Source organism: Azospirillum thiophilum, assembly GCF_001305595.1.
Classification (GTDB): domain Bacteria; phylum Pseudomonadota; class Alphaproteobacteria; order Azospirillales; family Azospirillaceae; genus Azospirillum; species Azospirillum thiophilum.
The window spans coordinates 393,127-412,415 of record NZ_CP012404.1 but is presented as its reverse complement, the minus strand read 5'-3'; the positions used below and the strand labels follow the sequence as shown (position 1 = coordinate 412,415).

The 19,289-nt window shown below is 68.9% G+C and carries 17 protein-coding genes; 10 read left to right on the top strand and 7 right to left on the bottom strand.

What is annotated here, in order from left to right:
- Positions 1-109 precede the first annotated feature (109 nt).
- Positions 110-535 (bottom strand): tellurite resistance TerB family protein, encoded by a 426-nt coding sequence (locus tag AL072_RS24680; protein ID WP_045583500.1) that lies wholly within the window; start codon positions 533-535, stop codon positions 110-112.
- A 267-nt stretch (positions 536-802) separates the two neighbouring features.
- Here AL072_RS24680 and AL072_RS24675 point away from each other — a divergent pair, with 267 nt between their 5' ends.
- Positions 803-3,493: a response regulator gene (locus AL072_RS24675; protein WP_245636970.1), complete on the top strand. Its 2,691-nt coding sequence runs from the start codon at positions 803-805 to the stop codon at positions 3,491-3,493.
- Positions 3,494-3,562: 69 nt separating this feature from the next.
- On the opposite strand, the gene AL072_RS24670 is transcribed toward AL072_RS24675, so the two are convergent.
- The 3 genes from AL072_RS24670 to AL072_RS24660 all read right to left on the bottom strand — a co-directional run bounded on the left by AL072_RS24670 (position 3,563) and on the right by AL072_RS24660 (position 5,735).
- Positions 3,563-3,877 carry a hypothetical protein gene (locus tag AL072_RS24670; protein ID WP_045583501.1) on the bottom strand — a complete coding sequence of 105 codons (315 nt, stop codon included), beginning with the start codon at positions 3,875-3,877 and terminating at the stop codon, positions 3,563-3,565.
- Positions 3,878-4,066: 189 nt separating this feature from the next.
- Positions 4,067-5,080, bottom strand: a complete 1,014-nt coding sequence (locus tag AL072_RS24665; protein ID WP_045583502.1) for an inorganic phosphate transporter — start codon at positions 5,078-5,080, stop codon at positions 4,067-4,069.
- A gap of 10 nt (positions 5,081-5,090) precedes the next feature.
- Positions 5,091-5,735, bottom strand: a complete 645-nt coding sequence (locus tag AL072_RS24660; protein ID WP_052710157.1) for a DUF47 domain-containing protein — start codon at positions 5,733-5,735, stop codon at positions 5,091-5,093.
- A gap of 305 nt (positions 5,736-6,040) precedes the next feature.
- Between AL072_RS24660 and AL072_RS24655 the strand changes: the two genes are divergently transcribed.
- From AL072_RS24655 to AL072_RS24645, 3 genes are all read left to right on the top strand, one after another.
- Positions 6,041-6,544 carry a hypothetical protein gene (locus AL072_RS24655; protein WP_245636969.1) on the top strand — a complete coding sequence of 168 codons (504 nt, stop codon included), beginning with the start codon at positions 6,041-6,043 and terminating at the stop codon, positions 6,542-6,544.
- A gap of 349 nt (positions 6,545-6,893) precedes the next feature.
- Positions 6,894-7,142 carry a hypothetical protein gene (locus tag AL072_RS24650; protein WP_045583504.1) on the top strand — a complete coding sequence of 83 codons (249 nt, stop codon included), beginning with the start codon at positions 6,894-6,896 and terminating at the stop codon, positions 7,140-7,142.
- Between the two features lie 94 nt (positions 7,143-7,236).
- Positions 7,237-7,527, top strand: a complete 291-nt coding sequence (locus AL072_RS24645) for a hypothetical protein (protein ID WP_045583505.1) — start codon at positions 7,237-7,239, stop codon at positions 7,525-7,527.
- 139 nt (positions 7,528-7,666) lie between these two features.
- Here AL072_RS24645 and AL072_RS24640 read toward each other — a convergent pair whose 3' ends face one another.
- The gene (locus tag AL072_RS24640; RefSeq protein ID WP_045583506.1) at positions 7,667-7,915 is read right to left on the bottom strand and encodes a hypothetical protein; all 249 of its coding nucleotides are present in this window, start codon (positions 7,913-7,915) and stop codon (positions 7,667-7,669) included.
- A gap of 535 nt (positions 7,916-8,450) precedes the next feature.
- Here AL072_RS24640 and AL072_RS24635 point away from each other — a divergent pair.
- Both AL072_RS24635 and AL072_RS24630 read left to right on the top strand, forming a co-directional pair.
- Positions 8,451-12,098 carry a hybrid sensor histidine kinase/response regulator gene (locus AL072_RS24635; protein ID WP_045583507.1) on the top strand — a complete coding sequence of 1,216 codons (3,648 nt, stop codon included), beginning with the start codon at positions 8,451-8,453 and terminating at the stop codon, positions 12,096-12,098.
- Between the two features lie 52 nt (positions 12,099-12,150).
- Positions 12,151-12,831: a LuxR C-terminal-related transcriptional regulator gene (locus AL072_RS24630; RefSeq protein ID WP_045583508.1), complete on the top strand. Its 681-nt coding sequence runs from the start codon at positions 12,151-12,153 to the stop codon at positions 12,829-12,831.
- Between the two features lie 164 nt (positions 12,832-12,995).
- Here AL072_RS24630 and AL072_RS24625 read toward each other — a convergent pair whose 3' ends face one another.
- Positions 12,996-13,664 carry a LysE family translocator gene (locus AL072_RS24625; protein ID WP_045583509.1) on the bottom strand — a complete coding sequence of 223 codons (669 nt, stop codon included), beginning with the start codon at positions 13,662-13,664 and terminating at the stop codon, positions 12,996-12,998.
- Between the two features lie 136 nt (positions 13,665-13,800).
- Between AL072_RS24625 and AL072_RS24620 the strand changes: the two genes are divergently transcribed.
- On the top strand, positions 13,801-14,298 hold the full coding sequence (locus tag AL072_RS24620) for an Lrp/AsnC family transcriptional regulator (RefSeq protein ID WP_045583510.1): 498 nt from the start codon (positions 13,801-13,803) through the stop codon (positions 14,296-14,298).
- 117 nt (positions 14,299-14,415) lie between these two features.
- Positions 14,416-15,603, top strand: a complete 1,188-nt coding sequence (locus tag AL072_RS24615) for a DNA polymerase IV (RefSeq protein ID WP_045583511.1) — start codon at positions 14,416-14,418, stop codon at positions 15,601-15,603.
- Between the two features lie 7 nt (positions 15,604-15,610).
- Here AL072_RS24615 and AL072_RS24610 read toward each other — a convergent pair whose 3' ends face one another.
- On the bottom strand, positions 15,611-16,090 hold the full coding sequence (locus AL072_RS24610; RefSeq protein ID WP_045583512.1) for an Lrp/AsnC family transcriptional regulator: 480 nt from the start codon (positions 16,088-16,090) through the stop codon (positions 15,611-15,613).
- A gap of 204 nt (positions 16,091-16,294) precedes the next feature.
- On the opposite strand from AL072_RS24610, the gene ald reads away from it, so the two are divergent.
- Positions 16,295-17,419 carry an alanine dehydrogenase gene (gene ald, locus AL072_RS24605; protein ID WP_045583513.1) on the top strand — a complete coding sequence of 375 codons (1,125 nt, stop codon included), beginning with the start codon at positions 16,295-16,297 and terminating at the stop codon, positions 17,417-17,419.
- A 736-nt stretch (positions 17,420-18,155) separates the two neighbouring features.
- Positions 18,156-19,061 (top strand): branched-chain amino acid ABC transporter permease, encoded by a 906-nt coding sequence (locus tag AL072_RS24600; RefSeq protein ID WP_045583514.1) that lies wholly within the window; start codon positions 18,156-18,158, stop codon positions 19,059-19,061.
- The last annotated feature ends 228 nt before the right edge of the window (positions 19,062-19,289 follow it).

Below are 19,289 nucleotides of genomic sequence, written 5' to 3'. Positions count from 1 at the left end.
TGAAGTCAGGCGGCGGGGAGGGGCGGCGCGTCCGGCATGCTGGCGGAACCAGCCACGCGCTTCACGATGCCACTCCTGCCGCCGTCCGAACCCGCCCGGCCCTCCCCGGTCAGACGTCCAGGACCTGCCGGCTGTTCTTGACCACCAGCGCCTGGAAATAGGGACCGAGCTTGGCGTCGTCGAAACCGAAGGCCTGCTGGAACCGGCCGATCAGGTCGCGCTCGCCCTGCTCGGCCTCGCCGTCGGCCATGGCGCTGTCGATCATGTTCAGCAGAATGCACAGCCGCTGCTGCTCGTTCAGCCTGGGCGCGGCCTCGGCCAGGAAATTGTCAGGCGGGGTGCTGCGCGCAAATTTGAAGCAGCGGTCCAACTCCTCCCGCGTCGCATTGCGGCCGAGCACCGAGACCAGATGGCCGACCTCCTCCGGATCGATCTCGCCGTCCGATCCCATGCAGTAGATCAGCGATACGACCAGCGCACGCCGCGGAGTCACATCGAACGGCGCATTGCCCTTGAACACGTCGAACAAACCCATAGCAACCTCCCCAAAAGTTCGGATGTTCGCGCATTTGGGCCCATGGGATCAGGCATGCAAGATGGGGGACGGGCCGATTTTCGGCAGCGGCCCGGACAGCGAAGCGGATTGCGGAGCGGGCATCGGTACAAACCCTGAGCCACGCGCCATCGAATCGCACCACCGGCGGTGCCTGAACCATGATAATTTGAGTCTGAAGCATCAAGCCGCATCGCGCGCATCGTTCTCAATGGGGGATTTGTGGGACGCTTCGTCCGGGGCGCTCTGGTGGCCGCCGTCGTCGTCGCCGCCTTGGCAGGCAACGCGGCCAACAGGATCCATCACGACTACCAGGACACCCAGCAGCGCCGCTTCGCCATGGTCCGCGACATGGCGCGGCTGGTGGACGACCATGTCCACCGGACCGTGCGGACAGCCGACGTGGCGCTCGACCAGACTGCCGCGATGGTGGCGGAAGCCGGTGGACCGGCACGGGTGCGCGACCTGAAGCATTGGACGCGGCTGCGCGAATATGCCGCCCACATCGAGGGCGCCGATTCGGTCTGGATCTATGACGCCGACGGGCGCGCGGTGCTGGAATCGACCAGCTTTCCCAACCGTGCGGCGGCGTTCGCCGACCAGCAGGCCCTGCAGGCCCTGCGCAGCGGGGCGCGGATGCATATCGGATCGGCGTTGGCCGGCCGGATGGGAAGCCAGCCGCTGGCCTTCCCGGTGGCCCGGCCGCTGCACGACGACGAGGGGCGCTTCGTCGGCGTTGCGGTCGCGTCGATCCGGGTCGACCATCTGACCGACTTCTACACCATGCTGGGGTTCGAGTTCGACCCGCTGATCGGCGTCTACCAGCCCGATGGCGAAATCGTCGCCCGCCGGCCGGCGACCGAGACGTCGGTCGGCCGCTCGGTCGCCGGCGGCCAGCTGTTCCAGACCAAGCTGCGCGAGGCGCCGGAGGGGCAGTTCCTGCTGCCCTCGATGCTGGACGGCGTGACGCGCGTCGTCGCCTACCGCACGGTCCGCGACTATGGGCTGGTGGTGCTGACCGGCATCGGCCGGGACGAGGCGATGGCGGAATGGCGCGGCCGCAGCGTCCAGACCCTGGCGGAGGCCGTTATCGGCCTGCTGGCCATCCTGGCCGCCCTGGCCTGGGGATTGCGCTATCTCGATCGCGAACGCAAGGCCCAGGTGGCGCTGGCCGAGGCGCGCAGCGCCGTCGAACGGACCAGCGCCGAGCGCGACGAGAGCGCCCGGCTGGCCGCTGCCCTCAACCATGCCCGCGACATGGCGGAAACCGCGCGCAAGGCCGCCGAGGCGGCCAACCGTGCCAAGGGCGAATTCCTGGCCGGGTTGAGCCATGAACTGCGCACGCCGCTGAACGCCGTGATCGGCTTCGCCGACCTGATCGCCCGCGAGGCGGAGGGGCCGGTGGGCGCGCCGGTCTACCGCCAATATGCCGCCAATGTCCGCGATTCCGGCCAGCATGTGCTGGAGCTGATCAACGAGATCCTCGACCATGCGCGGGCGGAATCCGGCGCGCTGCGCATCGAGGAGGAGCGCTGCGACCTGGAGACCGCGGCGGATTTCGCAGTCCGCATGCTGACGCCGCGGGCCGAGCGGGCCGGGGTGCTGCTGTCGGCAGCCGTCGCCCCGGCGGCGCGCTACCTGCGCGGCGACGACCGGCGGCTGCGCCAGATCCTGCTGAACCTGATCGCCAACGGGGTGAAATACACGCCGTCCGGCGGGTCGGTGACCCTGGCGGCGATGCTGGAGGACGGCGTGCCGGCGATCCGCGTCATCGACACCGGCCTCGGCATCCCGGCGGAGGATCTGGACCGCGTGCTCGAGCCCTTCGCCCGGGTCGAGAGCGCCAGCCACCGCAAGATGGAGGGCGCCGGGCTGGGGTTGCCGCTGACCAAGCGGCTGGTGGAACTGCATGGCGGCACGCTGGCCCTGCGCAGCACGCTGGGCGTCGGCACCACGGTGACGGTGCGCCTGCCCGCAAGCCGGCTGCTGCCGCCGGGAGCCGGCGCCGCACGGACGGAGGGCGGCACGGCAGCGGTCCAGTCCGGCGCCCTCTCCCAGTCCACCATCGCCGCCACCTCCGGCTTGGCCCCGGTGCCGCTCTCCATCCTGCTGGTCGACGATGACCCGACGGTGCGCGACATCGTTGCCGGGCTGCTGCGCGGCTGGGGGCATCGGGTAATCGTGGCCGCCAACGCCAACGAGGCGCTGGTGGTGCTGGACGGGCCCGAGGCGCTGGACCTGATGCTGAGCGACGTCGTCATGCCGCCGGGCATGGACGGCACCGAACTGGCGCGGCAGGCCGCGCGCATGCGCCCCGGCCTGCCGGTTCTGCTGGCGTCGGGCTTCGCCGCCCACGCCGTCGGCAACCCGGCCGCCCTCGGCCCCGACGTGGGGATGATCGCCAAGCCCTTCGCCATCGAGGAACTGCGCCTGCAGCTGTCCCGCATCGCCGGCCAGCGCCCCGCCCCCAAGACCGCCAATCCAGCGGCCAATCCAGTCGCCGGCCCTGCCTCCATTCCGGCCCCTTCCGCGCCGCGACCGGCCCGGGCGGCGCGCCTGCTGATCGCCGAGGATCTGGCGATCAATCGCGAGTTGCTCGCCGCCCTGTTCCGCGACAGCGGCTATGACGTCGACCTGGTTGCCGACGGTGCGGCGGCGGTGGAGGCGGTGCGGACCGGCGACTACGACATGGTGCTGATGGACGTGATGATGCCGGGCGTCGACGGGCTGGAGGCCAGCCGGACGATCCGCGCGCTGCCGCCGCCGCGCGGCGACCTGCCGATCCTGGCGCTGACCGCCGGCTCGTCCGACGAGGAGCAGCGCCAATGCCGCGAAGCCGGCATGGACGGGCACATCGGCAAGCCCTATGACCGGGAAATCCTGTTGAGCCAGATCGCCCGCCGGCTGGCCGCCAACCGGAACCGGACCGGCACGGCCTGAGAGAGACCGCCGCCTTGGAGTACTTCCCGCCCCCGCCTCGGGGAAGGCGGAAAGCCGGCGGGAAAGCCGTCAGGGCTGTTCGAACACCTGCGGGAAATGGGCGAGCCGCCGGCCGAACAGGCCGTGCAGGCCGTCGGTCATGGCCGGCGTCGACCCGACTGGAGCCGATGCCGGCGCGGTCGCCGGTTCCATCGCCGGGACGGCGGTCAGCCCGCGCGCCGCAGCCGCACGGGCGCGGCGTTCGGCCTTCTCGGGCGGCGCATAGAAATGCAGGGTCAGTTGGCCGTCGGCTTCCGCCGCATAGGGCAAGCCGGGAACCGTCCGGCGTTCGGTGCCGGGAAGCACATACTGCTCACCTTGGTCGGTGCGTTCTATATGCGGCATGACCGGTATCCTGTCTCCACAAGATCGATCCTGCCGTTCCCGCCCTTGCGGGTCAAGGCCGCGATGACATCCGGCGGGTCGGGGACGGCGGGTTTTCCGTTCGCCCCGTGTTCGCACCGTGTTCCCCCGGGCCCTTCCCTTGCCCGCCCCCGATTCGCTTCCCGATTCGCCGCCCCGGCAGGCGACCGCTTACGGACGCAGGATGCCAGACACCAGGAAATAGGAGAGCCAGGCGACGATGCCGGAGGCGGGAATCGTCAGCACCCAGGCCCAGACGATTCGGCCGGCCAGCCCCCAGCGCACCGCCGAGGTGCGGCGGGCGGAGCCGACGCCGACGATGGCGCCGGTGATGGTGTGGGTGGTCGACACCGGAATGCCGAGCCAGGTCGCCCCGAACAGGGTGATGGCGCCGGCGGTCTCGGCGCAGAAGCCCTGATAGGGCTTCAGGTCGGTGATGCGCGAGCCCATGGTGCGGACGATGCGCCAGCCGCCCATCATGGTGCCCAGCCCCATTGCCGCCTGGCAGGCGATGATGACCCAGAAGGGAACGTGGAAGCTGTCGCCCAGCATGCCCTGGCTGAACAGCAGAACGGCGATGATGCCCATCGTCTTCTGCGCGTCGTTGCCGCCGTGGCCCAGGCTGTAGAGCGCCGCCGAGACCAGCTGGAGATGGCGGAACTGCCGGTCGACCGCGAAGGGCGGGGCGCGGCGCAGCAGCCAGGACACCACCAGCATCAGCAGCAGGGCCAGCAGCAGGCCGATGCCGGGCGACAGCACGATGGCCACCGCGGTCTTGGTGAAGCCGCTGGCGATGATGGCGCCGACCCCCGCCTTGGCGATGCCGGCCCCGGCGATGCCGCCGACCAGCGCATGGGACGAGGAGGAGGGCAGCCCCAGCCACCAGGTGATCAGGTTCCAGCCGATGGCGCCGATCAGCGCCGCCAGGATCACCGCCGGGTCCATCACCAGCGGATCGACCAGCCCGGTGCCGACCGTGGTGGCGACATGCAGGCCGAAGAACAGGAAGGCGATGAAATTGAAGAAGGCCGCCCACAGGACGGCCAGCTTGGGGGACAGCACGCGGGTCGACACCACGGTGGCGATGGAGTTCGCCGCGTCGTGCAGTCCGTTGATGAAGTCGAAGGCGAGCGCCACGAAGACGATGACGATGATCGCCGGCAGACCGAGTTGCAGGGCCTCCATTACCGCCGCCTCACACCTGGTCGAGCGTGATGCCCGCGACCAGGTCGCCGACGTCGTCGCACCGGTCGGTCACCGCCTCCAGCATCTCGTACAGCTCGCGCCGGCCGAGGAAGGCGATCATGTCCGGCTTCTCCGCGATCAGCGCCTTCAGCGCGTCGCGCAGCACGTCGTCGGCCTCGTCCTCCAGGTCGGACAGCCGGCCGCAGAGATGGTCGATCCGCTCCGCATTGCGGGCGATGGCACCCAGGAGCGGCATCAACTCCACCAGAACGTCCGCCTGCTGGCGGATCAGCGCGACGAAACGCCGCATCGGCTCGTCGAAGGCTTCGACGCCATAGAGGCCGGCATGGCGCGGCACCTCGTCCATCAGGTCGATGGCATCGTCCAGCGCGTTGATCAGCGACAGGATGTCCGAGCGGTCGAATGGGGTGATGAAGGCGCGGTGCAGGTCGCGCCCGGCATCCTTGGCGATGCGGTCGGCATCCTTCTCCACCCGTTTCAGCGCCGCGACCTTCTGCGGACGCTCGTCCGGCGCGGACTCCATCACCGCTTCCAATGCGATGGCGGCTGCGGCGATGTGGCGGGCCTGCTCGACGAACTGGTCGACGAAGCGTTCCTCCTTCGGCATCAGCGAACGGAATGCGCGCAGCAGCATGGGACGGTGTCTCGCGTGGACTGTACGAAATTTCGGCTGCTCTTAGCACGCTTCGCCGGGCAGTGCAGCGGCGGCATGTCATGTAAATGCCATGAAACAGTCATCTGGTAACAAAATCGCCACAGGTCGTTGCCTGATGCCGCGTTTCCCGCCGCCGGCGGGGCGGGTCCGCCCCTGGGCGCTCCGCCATGGAAAGGAAGGCCGCGCCACCCCAGATCCCAGGCAGATATCCGCCTATCGGCCCCACCCGACCGCAGGTTCCCCCCGCAATGACGTGCCCGCCCCTTCCGCTACGCCGCCTTGTCTTGCCGGCTCTGCTGCCGGCCCTCTTGCTGGCCCCCCTGCTGGCAGCGGCGCCGCTGCACGCCCAGCCGGCCGGCGATGCCGCCGCCGGACGCTGCAGCCCCACCGTCTCGGCCGCGCTCGGCACCTGGGACGCCGGTCTGGCGACCGCGGAGCTGTTCGGCGACAGGGCGGTAGCGCTCGCCCGCGAGAAGGGCCGGGAGTATCTGCTGCCGCTGCTGGGCATCGACCCCAAGACGGCACAGCCCGATGCCAACGGCAGCGGCACCACCGACGACGTCGGCCGCGCGCTGGAGGAAAGCCGCGACGACCCCGAACGCCGCGCCGCACTCTGCGCCGCCATCACCCGCGCCGCCGACGAGGCGAAGACCACCGCCGGCGCCGGCCTCGACGCGCTGAGGCGCGCGCTGGACAACTGGCAGCTGACCCCGGCGCCGGCCACGCCCCCCGCCGCACCGGCTCCGGCTCCGGCTCCGTCGAAGCAGGACGGGCTGATCCGGATCTGAGCCGGCCCTGCCCAACCCCCTCGCGATGTGCAAAACCGCATCCGGCGCAAGAGGGGATTGCCGCGTGAGCCGGCAGGAATTTGCCGCGTCTGCCCCGCGAAACGGTCACAGGCGGAATAAACCGGTCCACCCTATGTTTACGCCCGCAGAGGCCACCCGCGTCACGCCCCTTCTCCAGGGGCGCCGCGGGTCGAAGGGCCACCATGCGGCGGAACTGCCGGAACGCCCGTCTTGACACGAATGCCCATTTGTCACAGACGAACGTCATAGGCACCGTTGTAGCGGCCGGTCCGAAGGTCTAATCTGTCAGTGTCCCCAACCAATTCCCGAACATGGGAAGGTGCCATCCATGAATCTGCACAGTCTGGCCAGCGACATGGTGAATACCGCTCTGGCCTGTGAAAAGGCGCTCCCCGGTCGGGCGAACGCCGACGAACACGATCTCGCCCGGCACATCCTGGTCGAACCCGACCATGCCTGGCACGTTTGCGAGACCTATGCCCGCGCCGTGCGCATCCCGGTCGAACAGCTCCCGGTCAGCCAGCTGCGTGGTCTCATCAGCGACATCGTCCTGTCGAAGCTTCCCCGTTACGACTGAGTTTCTCGATCCCAGGGCCGGCCCCGTATCCGGCCGATGGCCGGAACGATCCGGGTTCTTCAAATCCCGCCAATCCCTGTTCCGTGGTGCCACCATGGCGATCGAGCTTCATTCCTTTACCGTAACGCTGGCCGTCGCGGATGCGACCGGATGCGCCAGTGCAGCCGAACACCGTGCCCGCGTCTGGAAGGCCGTGTCCGACCTGTCCGCCGCCGTCCGCAATGCGGGCATGGCGACCGAGGCCCGCTTCCGCGGCCAGGACCGCCAGGGCCATGTCCTGTTCGAGGCGACCGACACCGGTGCCGCCTTCCTGCGCGCCCTGCCCGCCATCGCCCGCGTCGACGACGCCCGCATGAATGGCGGACGCGTGCAGCTCCGTCACTGACGGAAACTCCGCCGGTTTCATGAGAAAAGCCCGTCGCTCCGATCCGGGGCGGCGGGCTTTTCGTCGTCCGATTCCCTTTTTACCTCGGCCGGTCGTCCCGGCTGCTCGCGTCCGGTGTCCCGCGGCCGCTGTCCAGCCTTCAGCGCGCCCGGTGGCGCAGGGGGCGGACGTTGCTTTCGGTCTCGACCTCGTCGGTCGGGCGCACCTTCTTGAGCTGCACGATGAAACGCTCGGCACCGTTCTCCATGACGGCGATGCCGGTCAGCCCATGCGCCCAGTCGCAGGGAACGACGTGGATTTCCTTGATGGTGGCGGTGCCGGCCGCAAGCTCCGCACGGTCCAGGACCACGTCCCCGACCCGGAACCCCAAATAGGCGTCGATCAGCATTCTCTTGGGCGTCCGTCTTCCGTTTCTGGCCACGCACCGGGTCCGGCATCGCGGCCGGACTTCCCATACGATGGACCATCTTGCCACAGATTGGGCCGCAAGCGACGCTTTCCCAGCGGCATCGACGCAGTAAACCGATGGGGCCCCGTTTTGTCGCGGGGGGAGCGGTGCGGAAGCGGCCGTCCCCGTCCGAGGGAGGAGACGGAAACGACCGCTTCGGCGCGTCCCCTTGCAGGCCGGAACCCGCTTCGGGAGCCGGGAACGCCGGCCGCCGCAGCAGCGGCGACCGCGACGGCGGCGTCCGGCACCGACAAGTTAGTTCAACAAACGAATGATCCGCTCCCCCTACCTTCGTTCAGAGCTGCATAGTTTTTGGGCAACAGCGGGGCGGGGCATTGTTGGCGGCGGCGGCATTGGGCTAGGGTCGGGGAACCGTCCCGTCCCGCCGCCCAGTCGGCGCCGTTTGCCGGCGCCGTTTGCCGGCGCCCCTTGCCGGGCGGGCGAGGGGTGCAGTTCCGCGAGAGGTCCGTCCGTCGTGCAGAGTTGGCTGGTGCTGGCCGTGTCGGCGGCCTATCTGGGGGTGCTGTTCGCCATCGCCTGGTGGGGCGACCGGCGGACGGCGGGCGGCACGCTGGTCGCGGCGTCCTCGCGCTCGGCCGGCCTCCTCTACGCCCTGACTCTGTGCATCTACAACACCAGCTGGAGCTTCTACGGCTCGGTCGGGCGGGCGTCGGCCAGCGGGTTCGATTTTCTGCCGATCTATCTGGCGCCGATGATCCTGCTGCTGGTCGCCCGGCCGGTGCTGACCAAGACCATCGCCATCACCAAGGCGCAGAACGTCACCTCGATCGCCGACTTCATCGGCGCCCGCTACGGCAAGAGCCAGGCGGTGGCGGCGCTGGTGACGCTGACCGCACTGGTCGGGGTGCTGCCCTACATCGCCTTGCAGCTGAAGGCGGTGGCGGCCAGCTTCGACGTGCTGACGGCGCCGGCCCTGTCCGGTCCGGGGCCGCAGCCGCCGATCTGGGGCGATACCGCCTTCGCGGTCGCGCTGTCGATGGCGCTCTTCACCATCCTGTTCGGCGTCCGCCACATCAACGCCAGCGAGCATCACCGCGGCCTGATGCTGGCCATCGCCTTCGAGAGCCTGGTAAAGCTGACCGTCTTCCTGGCGGTGGCGGCCTTCATCGTCTGGGGCATGTTCGACGGCTACACCGACCTGATCGCGAGGCCGCAGGCCGAACCGCTGCTGTCACCCGACTTCACCGATCCGACCTGGTGGTCGAACACGGCGATCTCGATCATCGCCTTCCTCTGCCTGCCGCAGATGTACCATGTCATGACGGTGGAGAACGACAACCCCCGCCACCTGCGCGCCGCCGCCTGGATGTATCCCACATATCTGGTGGCGCTCAGCGCGCTGATGATTCCCATCGCCGTCGCCGGCCTGGTGACGTTCGGAGAGGGAGGGATCAACCCCGACACCTACATGATCACCCTGCCGATCGCCGCCGGGGCCGGCGGCTTCAGCCTGCTGTCCTTCATCGGCGGCCTGTCGGCGGCCACCGGCATGGTCATCGTCGCCGCGGTGTCGCTCAGCACCATGCTGTGCAACGACGTGGCGATGCCGCTGCTGCTCAGCCGCCCGCGCTTCGCCGCCCGCGTCGGCCGGCGCGACATGGTGGGCACGCTGCTGCTGGTGCGGCGACTGTCGGTGCTGGGCATCCTGCTGCTCGCCTATGTCATGCACCGGCTGGTCGACCGCGACTATCCGCTGACCGTCATCGGCCTGTTGTCCTTCGTCGCGGTGGCGCAGTTCGGCCCGGCCTTCTTCGGCGGGCTCTACTGGCCGCGGGCCAACCGGGTGGGGGCGCTGGCCGGTCTGGGCGCCGGCTTCCTGCTGTGGGTCTACACGCTGCTGGTGCCGTCGATGGCACGCATCGTGCCGGTGCCGGACGCCTTCCTCGACCACGGACCCTGGGGCATCGGCTGGCTGCGGCCGCAGGCGCTGTTCGGGATCGAGGGGCTGGACCCGATCTCCCATGCCAGCCTGTGGAGCCTGCTCGCCAACACGATCGCCTTCGTCGCCGGATCCCTGCTCGCCCGGCCCAGCGCGGTGGAGCGCAGCCAGGCCGTCGCCTACACCACCGCCACCCCGGACGAGGAGGACGAGGACGCCCCCAACGCCCCGGCGGGACTGGCGGATCTGCGGGCGCTGGCCATCCGCTTCGTCGGGGCGGAGCGCGGCAACGCCGCCTTCGACGCCTACACCGCCCCCTATCCCGGCCGGAGCGGCCTGCCCCCTGCCGCCGGCGGCAAGCGGCAAACCGGCCCGGCCGACCTCGACGCCGTACGCTTCACCGAGACGCTGATCGCCGGCGCCATCGGGGCGGCGTCGGCGCGGGTGGTGATGGCGGCCTCGCTCCAGGGACGCTCGCCCAACGGCCGCTCGCTGTCGCGCGGCGACGCCATGGCGATGCTGGACGAAGCGTCGGAGGCGCTGCGCTTCAACCGAAAGCTGTTGCAGGCAACCCTGGAGAATATCGGCCAGGGCATCTGCGTGATCGACGCCGACCACCGCATCGCCGCCTGGAACCATCGCTATCTGGAACTGCTCGACCTGCCGGCCGACATGGTGCGGGTGGGCGTGCCCTTCGCCGAGCTGATCCGCTTCAACACCGGGCGCGGCGAATACAGCGCCCACGACATGAAGGCGCTGCTGATCAACCGCGACACCGCGACCATGCAATGGCCCTACCGCTACGAACGCCGCAGGCCCGACGGCACGGTGCTGGAGATCGTCGCCAACCCGCTGCCGGAGGGCGGCTACGTCTCCACCTACACCGACGTGACCGAGCGCTACCGCGCCGCCGAGGCGCTGCGCGAGGCGAACGAAAGCCTGGAGCATCGGGTGCGGGAGCGCACCGACGACCTCCAGCAGGCGAAGGCCGAGGCCGAGGCGGCGAACGCCAGCAAGACCCGCTTCCTCGCCGCAGCCAGCCACGACCTGTTGCAGCCGCTGAACGCCGCCCGCCTGTTCGTCTCGGCGCTGGAGGAGAGCATGCGGGAGCCGCTGCCGACGGCGGGCCAGCGCACGGCCGAATGCGGCATGATCGACAACGCCGCCGCCTCGCTGCGCTCGACCGAGATGCTGCTGGGCGGGCTGCTCGACATCTCCTCGCTCGACGCCGGCAATGTCCGGGTGCAGCTGCGCAGCTTCGCCATCGACGAGCTGCTGGGCGGGCTGGGGGTGGAGTTCTCCGCCCTGGCGCAGGAACGCGGGCTGACGCTGAAGGTGGTCGGCTGCGGCGCGGTGGTGCGGTCCGACCCGCAACTGCTGCGCCGGGTCCTGCAGAACTTCCTGTCCAATGCCATCCGCTACACGCCGAGCGGCCGGGTGCTGCTGGGCTGCCGGCGCCGAACCTCCGCCCATGGCAATCCCCTGCAGGGGGACCGGCTGCGCATCGAGGTGTGGGACACCGGCCCCGGCATCCCCGAAGCCAAGCGCCGCGAGGTGTTCGAGGAGTTCCGCCGGCTGGGCGGCGAGAACGGTGCCGGCACCCCGCCGGGACGATTCGAGGACAAGGGGCTCGGCCTCGGCCTTGCCATCGTCGACCGCATCGCCCGACTGCTCCGCCATCCGGTGACGCTGCGCTCAACCGTCGGGCGCGGCACCGGCTTCTCGGTCGAGGTACCGATGGAGCGGGCGCGGGCCGCCCCGGTCGACCGGCCGGCCGCCAGCCCGGCCGCCGCCCTGTCGGCCGGGCTGCTGGTGCTGTGCATCGACAACGAGGAGCCGATCCTGCAGGGGCTGCGCGCCCTGCTCGGCCAATGGGGCTGCCGGGTGGCGACCGCGTCCGACGTCGCCGGGGCGCTGGCGGCGCTCGCCCCCTTCGACGGCGTGCTTCCCGACGTGGTCTGCGTGGATTATCACATCGGCGTCGGAGGCGGCGGCGAGCAGACGGGGCTTGCGGTTCTGGAACGGTTGCGGGAATTGTGGGACCGTCCGGTCAAGGGGCTGCTGCTGACCGCCGACCGCTCCGAAGCGGTGCGGGCCGAGGCGGAGCGTTGCGGCTGCGGCGTGCTCTACAAGCCGGTGAAGCCGGCATCGCTGCGCCGCTTCCTCAATGGGGCGGCGCTGCAAACGTCGGCATTGCAAACGTCGGCTGTGACCGAACGATAAGGCCGGAACCGGGCAAAAAGCCGGGCGGCCGCACAAGGGGGGAGCGGAAGCCATGGCTGGGGAAACCGCCGCAGGAGCCGCGTCGGACGATGCGACCATCGTCATCGGCGACGATCATCCGCTGGTCCAGGCGGCGCTGCGCGACGCGCTGGGCCGGGCGATGCCGGGGGTGCGGGTGATCGAATGCCCGGACCTCGACTCGGTGATGACCGCGGTGGGGGAGCGGCCGGACGAGATCGACCTCGTGCTGCTCGACCTCAACATGCCGGGCACCCACGGCTTCGCCGGGCTGTTCCTGATGCTTGCCCACCATCCGACCGTGCCGGTCGCCATCCTGTCGGCGCTGCAGGATTCCGACACCATCCGCCGGGCGCTGGCCTACGGCGCGTCCGGCTACATCCCGAAATCGCTGTCGATGCAGGCGATGGCCGACGCCATCCGGGCGATCCTGTCCGGCGAGACCTGGGCGCCGCCCCTGTCCGCCGCCTCATCGGAAGCCGACGAGGCCGAGGCCGCGCGCCGCTTCGCCTCCCTCTCGCCGCAGCAGCTGCGCATCCTGACCATGATCGTCGACGGCAAGCTGAACAAGCAGATCGCCGGCGACCTGAACGTGTCGGAACAGACGGTCAAGGTCCATGTCTCCAGCATCCTGCGCAAACTGAACGTGGTCAGCCGCACCCAGGCCGCCGTCGTCGCCGGCCGGCTGGCGGTGGGCGGCGACGTGCTGCGGTAGGGTTAGCAGGGTGCGGAAAAACCATTTTGCTGCTGCGGTCGGGTTCTTTCCGGCAATCTCGCGTCAAGACCTTGCAAGATACCACCAGTATCTTGCTTCGGCCTTTCCTAATCTTGCCGAAAATCCCCCTCCCTCGCGACGCAAAAGCCTTTTTCCGCACCCTGTTAGAGCCGCGACGCCAACGCGAGCTGCGCACCGAAGCCGATCAGCACACTGCCGAAGCTCCAGCGCTGAATGCGGTCGACCATGCGGTGCCGGGCGCTCAGCTCCGCCAGCGCGGCGCCGGCCAGTGCGTACAGCGTGTCGAATGCCAGCCCGATGGCGACCAGGAGACTGCCGAGCCACAGGAATTGTCCGCCGATACCGCCCGTTCCGGCATGGACGAACTGCGGCAGCAGGACCGAACAGAACAGCAGCGCCTTCGGATTCAGCAAATTCGTCAGCAGCCCGCGCAGGACGGCACTGCGGCAGGGCATCGCTTCAGTCCTTCCTCCTCCCCCTAGCACTCTCCCTCCCCCTCCCATTGCCGCCGGGTGGCCGGGACCAGCCGTGAGACTCGGCATGCGCAGGATGCCCACGCCGAGCCACACCAGATAGGCGGCCCCTGCGAGGCGGATCAGGTCGAACGCCCAGGGAGCGGCGCGCAGCACCGCCGCCAGTCCGAGGGCGGCCAGCGCCACATGGGCCGAGCGCGCCAGGCCCAACCCCAGCGCGACCGCCATCGCCGGGCGGCGCCCCGCCCGCGCGCCGGTCTGAATCACCAGCAGCATGTCCGCTCCCGGCACCAGATAGGCGACGGCCAGCGCGCCGACGAAGATCGAAAGCTCCTGCATGTCCGCCTCCGGGATCGGGATCGAGGGTCGGACCTGACTCTAGCGAGGATCGTGCCGGCAAGTCCTTGCGAGTTGCGCTTTCAAACGGCGGCTTTGTGGCTGATCATGCCATCGAAGCTTTCTGACGGAGCGATTCATGCCAAATGTGAAGTTCGACGGTATCGACCGGCGCATTCTTGCCGCCTTGCAGCGGGAGGCCCGGCTGACCAACGTGGAGCTTGCCGACGAGGTCGGGCTGTCGCCCTCGCCCTGCCTGCGCCGGGTTCGCATCCTGGAGGAGGCCGGCGTCATTTCCGGCTACCACGCGGCGCTCGACCGCAAGGCGCTCGGGCTTGGCCTGACGGTGTTCGTCGGGATCAAGGTCGAACGCCACCACGACGTTCAGGCGACCGCCTTCCGCGAAGCGGTCAAGACCCTGCCGGAAGTCGTGTCCTGCCATCTGGTATCGGGGGAATCCGACTTCCTGCTTCAGGTGGTGGTGCCCGATCTCGCCGGCTACGAGCGCTTCCTGCTGGGTACGCTGCTGAAGCTGCCGGGTGTGGCGGATATCCGCAGCAACTTCGCGATCCAGACGGTCAAGGCCGGCGGCGCCCTGCCGCTCGATCATCTGCCACCCTCCTCCACATCCTCATGACCGGTGGGCACCGGCACGGATTGTCGGTATCGTTCACCATACGTACTCGAATTCTGGCCTGTACCCCCCAGGATTTGCTAATCTCGTCCCTTGTCCGGAACGAGAGCCCCAGCCCCGATGACCGTTTCCCTGGACAGCGTCTGCCGCGATTGCGCCGCCGCCCTGCCGGGCCCGATATCGGGTGAGGTGACGCGCTGCCCGAAATGCGGCAGCCGGCGGCTGTTCCGCCATGCCGAGCTGCACAGCCTGTCCATCGGCCACATCGACTGCGACAGCTTCTATGCCACGGTGGAGAAGCGCGACCGGCCGGAGCTGGCGAGCCGGCCGGTGATCGTCGGCGGCGACGACCATCGCGGGGTGGTGGCGGCCTGCTGCTATGTGGCGCGGATATCCGGGGTGCGCTCCGCCATGACGATCCGCGAGGCGCTGGACCGCTGTCCCGACGCCACCATCATCCGGCCGGACATCGCCAAATACCGGGCGGTCGGCCATCAGGCCCGCGCGATCATGGAGGCCTTCACCCCGCTGGTCGAGCCGATCAGCATCGACGAGGCCTATCTCGACCTGACCGGCGTCGAGGAGCGCCTCAGCATCAGCCCGGCGCAGGCGCTGGTGGAGATCGTCCGGCGGTTCGAGGGCGAGCTGCGCATCACCGCGTCCATCGGCCTCAGCCACAACAAGCTGCTGGCGAAGATCGCGTCCGACCTCGACAAGCCGCGCGGCTTCTCGGTGCTGGGCCGGGCGGAAGCGGCGGCCTTCCTGGCGCCCAGGCGGGTCACCATCCTGTGGGGCGTCGGCCCGGCGCTGGAGCGCAGGCTGTTCGCCGACGGCATCACCCGGGTCGGCGACCTGCAGGACAAGGACGAGCATTGGCTGGTCAAGCGCTACGGCGCCATGGGCCGGGTGCTGTTCACCTATGCCCGCGGCGAGGATTCCCGCCGGGTGAGCCCCGAATCGGTCAGCAAGAGCATCTCGTCGGAGGAAACCTTCGACTGGGACGTCACCGCCCTGCCCGCCCTGGCGCAGGAGCTGCGCCCGCTGGCCGAGAAGGTCGCCCGCCGGCTGGAGCGCGAGGGGCTGCTCGGCCGCAGCGTGGTGCTGAAGCTGAAGACCAGGGATTTCCAGCAGCTCACCCGCTCCCGCCGGGTCGAGCCCACCTGTGCCGCCGACGTCATCCTGGCCGCCGGCATGGCCCTGCTGGAGCGCGAGGTGGACGGCCGCGCCTTCCGGCTGATCGGCATCGGCTGCACCGACCTGACCCACCCTGAAACCGCGCCCGACCCGGAACTGGATCTGTTCGGCTGAGGAGGGGTCAGTCGGCCGACTGTTCCAGCTCCGGCAGGCTGCCCGGCCTGACCACGCTGCGGATGGCGAAGCTCGACTGGATGCGCACCACGCCGGGCAGGCGCGACAGGGAATCCTTGTAGATGCGGTCGTAATCGGCCGGATCGCGCGCCACCACCCGCAACAGGTAATCCGAACTGCCCGACAGCAGGTAGCATTCCCGCACCTCCGGGCAGCGGCGGACGGCGGCATCGAAGCGGCGCAGATACTCGTCGGTCTGCCGCTCCAAGGTGATGTGGACGATGACGGTGACCGTCCGCTCCTCGTCCGCCGTCTCGATGATCGCGGTATAGCCGCGGATCACGCCGGAATGTTCCAGCATGTGCAGGCGGCGCAGGCAGGCCGAGGGCGACAGCCCGACCTCCGCCGCCAGCTTGGCGTTGCTCATCCGGCCGTCCTTGCGGAGCAGGCGCAGGATCTTGTGGTCCAGGGCGTCCAGGGCGTGCATGCAACTTTATTCGAAGATGTGGAGGATCATGCGGAAGCTGCACCATATTATGGGGGATTCATGCAAGGCTTTGCAGAGATTCGCCTGGTTCGTCGGCCGTATAGTGATTTTATTGAGACAATCAGCAAAACAGAATGTTTCGTCCGATACCAGTCCGGTTCGGACGGCAACTTCACTTGGCGGTTCGGATCGGGGAGATCTGGCATGGTCACGCGCATCGGCGTTCCCAAGGAAATCAAGAACCACGAGTACCGTGTCGGCCTGACGCCGGCCTCGGTCCGCGAACTGGCGGCTGACGGCCATGCCCTGCTGGTGCAGAGCGGCGCCGGGGCCGAGATCGGCTTTTCCGACGAGGCCTACCGCGCCGCGGGGGCCAGGATCGCCGGCAGCGCCGAAGAGCTGTTCGCGGAGGCCGACCTTATCGTGAAAGTGAAGGAGCCGCAGCCGGCGGAATGTCGCAGGCTTCGGCCGGATCAGGTGCTGTTCACCTATCTGCATCTCGCCCCCGATCCCGAACAGACGCGGCTGCTGATGGACAGCGGCTGCACCGCCATCGCCTACGAGACGGTAACCGACCAGACCGGCCGCCTGCCGCTGCTGGCGCCGATGTCGGAGATCGCCGGCCGCATGGCCATCCAGGTCGGCGCCGTGGCATTGCAGAAGAGCAACGGCGGCTCCGGCATCCTGCTGGGCGGGGTGCCCGGGGTGCTGCCGGGCAAGGTGCTGGTCATCGGCGGCGGCGTGGTCGGCGCCAACGCCGCCCGCATGGCGATGGGGCTGGGGGCCGATGTGACCATCGCCGACCGGTCGGTGCCGCGGCTGTCCCAACTCGACGACCTGTTCGGGCCGCTGCTGAAGACCGCCTACGCCTCCGCCGACGCGCTCGACCGGCTGGTCGCCGATGCCGATCTGGTGGTCGGCGCCGTGCTGGTGCCGGGCGCCGCCGCGCCCAAGCTGGTGCGCCGCGACCAGCTGTCCGGCATGCGCCGCGGCTCGGTGCTGGTGGATGTCGCCATCGACCAGGGCGGCTGTTTCGAGACCAGCCACGCCACCACCCATTCCGACCCAACCTATGTGGTGGACGGCATCGTCCATTATTGCGTCGCCAACATGCCGGGCGCCGTCGCCCGCAGCTCGACCGAGGCGCTGAACCACTCCACCCTGCCCTTCGTCCAGGCACTGGCCGGCAAGGGCTGGAGGCGGGCGCTGGCCGAGGATCCGCATCTGCTCGCCGGGCTGAACGTTCAGGCCGGCCGACTGACATATCGTGCGGTGGCGGACGCGCTAGACCTGCCTTTCACCGACCCGCGGACGGCGGTCGCCGGATGATGTGAACAGCTGTTGACAAGGAACTGAACGAAATTTCATCAAATGCCAGTTCGAGGAAATTTTGGTCGGAAACCCCATCACGGACCGGAACGTTTGTTGTTTTTTTCGCCCGCCGGAAAGAGAGTGTTGCGCACACGGATCAAGTTGCTTTACCTGTCTGTCACAAGAAAAAAGGTAGCATCTGCAACCGGTGCTTAAGTGCCGGGGCCAAAGATCAAGAACAGTTTTGAACAGGGTAAGGCTCGGCGCCTTGCGCCGACTGTTGCGCCGATTGGGCTGGGCTGGACGGTCGTTCCGTCCGCCCCGGCCGATTCACAACGACATGCCCGGCAGCGATGCCGGTGGGGACGCCACGGCCGCAAGCCGTGCCGCGCAAGGGGGAGCTGTTTTGCATGATCGATCGCCGGAAATCCGTTCGGGTGCGGGACCGCGCCCCGGTGACGTCATCGCATATGCGCTCCATGCCGGATCGGAAGCCGCCGTATCCCCTGCATAGCGTTTGACCGCAACTCCACCGGATCCGGGCAGGACCCGGCATCCGGTGGAGTTGCGGCATGGAACCGGGTGCGGCGGCGGGATTCCAAGCGTCCCCTGCCTCGGTCCTGGATGTTCTCCCCCGTTCATCCGGATCGGAACTCCGCCGCCGCACACGGCTTTAATCCTGTCCGCAAAGTTCGAGACATGTTCTGAGCGACTGCTTATTCGGTGTACTGGGAGACTGGGAGAAGCCTGCCTGATGGATTATTTCATACAGCAATTGATCAACGGCCTGTCGCTCGGGGCGATCTACGGCCTGATCGCGATCGGCTATACGATGGTGTACGGCATCATCGGGATGATCAACTTCGCCCATGGCGAGATCTACATGATCGGTGCCTTCGTGGCGCTGATCACCTTCCTGGCGATCGGGGCGCTCGGCATCACCTGGGTGCCGCTGGCGCTGCTGATCATGCTGGTGGCCTCGATGCTGTTCACCAGCGTCTATGGCTGGACGGTCGAGCGCATCGCCTACCGGCCGCTGCGCTCCTCGCCCCGGCTGGCGCCGCTGATCTCGGCGATCGGCATGTCGATCTTCCTGCAGAATTACATCCAGATCCTCCAGGGCGCCCGCTCCAAGCCGCTGCAGCCCATCCTGCCCGGCAACCTCACCCTGATGGACGGTGCCGTCTCGGTCAGCTACGTCCGGCTCGCAACCATCGTCATCACCCTCGTCCTGATGGTCGGCTTCACCATCCTGATCAACCGCACCTCGCTGGGCCGCGCCCAGCGCGCCTGCGAACAGGACAAGAAGATGGCGGGGCTGCTCGGCGTCAATGTCGACCGCGTCATCTCGCTGACCTTCGTCATGGGCGCCGCGCTCGCCGCCGTCGCCGGCATGATGGTGCTGCTGATCTACGGCGTCATCGACTTCTACATCGGCTTCCTCGCCGGCGTGAAGAGCTTCACCGCAGCCGTGCTCGGCGGGGTCGGCTCGCTGCCCGGCGCCATGCTCGGCGGCGTGGTCATCGGCCTGATCGAAGCCTTCTGGTCCGGTTACGTCGGCTCCGAATGGAAGGACGTCGCCACCTTCTCCATCCTCGTCCTCGTCCTGATCTTCCGCCCGACCGGCCTGCTCGGCCGGCCCGAGATCGAGAAGGTGTAAGCCCATGACCTCCCCCTCCAACACCCTCTCGCCGTCCAAGGCCGGGGCGCCGGCCCGCGGCGTCGACTGGGCCGCCACCATCAAGGACGCCGCGCTCGCCGCCTTCGTCGCACTTCTGCTCACCGTGCCGCTGGTGGGCTGCGCACCGTCGACCGCCCCACCGGGCTGGGCATCGAGGCCCGGCCGGAGGAGGTCGTCGCCTCGCTGCTCCTGGTCTTCCTCGGCCGG

What these genes read in the sequence shown, in the direction of transcription:
- AL072_RS24680 (WP_045583500.1), bottom strand. Translation starts at nt 535, where the DNA reads ATGGGTTTGTTCGACGTGTTCAAGGGCAATGCGCCGTTCGATGTGACT.
- AL072_RS24670 (WP_045583501.1), bottom strand. Translation starts at nt 3,877, where the DNA reads ATGCCGCATATAGAACGCACCGACCAAGGTGAGCAGTATGTGCTTCCC.
- AL072_RS24665 (WP_045583502.1), bottom strand. Translation starts at nt 5,080, where the DNA reads ATGGAGGCCCTGCAACTCGGTCTGCCGGCGATCATCGTCATCGTCTTC.
- AL072_RS24660 (WP_052710157.1), bottom strand. Translation starts at nt 5,735, where the DNA reads ATGCTGCTGCGCGCATTCCGTTCGCTGATGCCGAAGGAGGAACGCTTC.
- AL072_RS24650 (WP_045583504.1), top strand. Translation starts at nt 6,894, where the DNA reads ATGAATCTGCACAGTCTGGCCAGCGACATGGTGAATACCGCTCTGGCC.
- AL072_RS24645 (WP_045583505.1), top strand. Translation starts at nt 7,237, where the DNA reads ATGGCGATCGAGCTTCATTCCTTTACCGTAACGCTGGCCGTCGCGGAT.
- AL072_RS24640 (WP_045583506.1), bottom strand. Translation starts at nt 7,915, where the DNA reads ATGCTGATCGACGCCTATTTGGGGTTCCGGGTCGGGGACGTGGTCCTG.
- AL072_RS24630 (WP_045583508.1), top strand. Translation starts at nt 12,151, where the DNA reads ATGGCTGGGGAAACCGCCGCAGGAGCCGCGTCGGACGATGCGACCATC.
- AL072_RS24625 (WP_045583509.1), bottom strand. Translation starts at nt 13,664, where the DNA reads ATGCAGGAGCTTTCGATCTTCGTCGGCGCGCTGGCCGTCGCCTATCTG.
- AL072_RS24620 (WP_045583510.1), top strand. Translation starts at nt 13,801, where the DNA reads ATGCCAAATGTGAAGTTCGACGGTATCGACCGGCGCATTCTTGCCGCC.
- AL072_RS24615 (WP_045583511.1), top strand. Translation starts at nt 14,416, where the DNA reads ATGACCGTTTCCCTGGACAGCGTCTGCCGCGATTGCGCCGCCGCCCTG.
- AL072_RS24610 (WP_045583512.1), bottom strand. Translation starts at nt 16,090, where the DNA reads ATGCACGCCCTGGACGCCCTGGACCACAAGATCCTGCGCCTGCTCCGC.
- ald (WP_045583513.1), top strand. Translation starts at nt 16,295, where the DNA reads ATGGTCACGCGCATCGGCGTTCCCAAGGAAATCAAGAACCACGAGTAC.
- AL072_RS24600 (WP_045583514.1), top strand. Translation starts at nt 18,156, where the DNA reads ATGGATTATTTCATACAGCAATTGATCAACGGCCTGTCGCTCGGGGCG.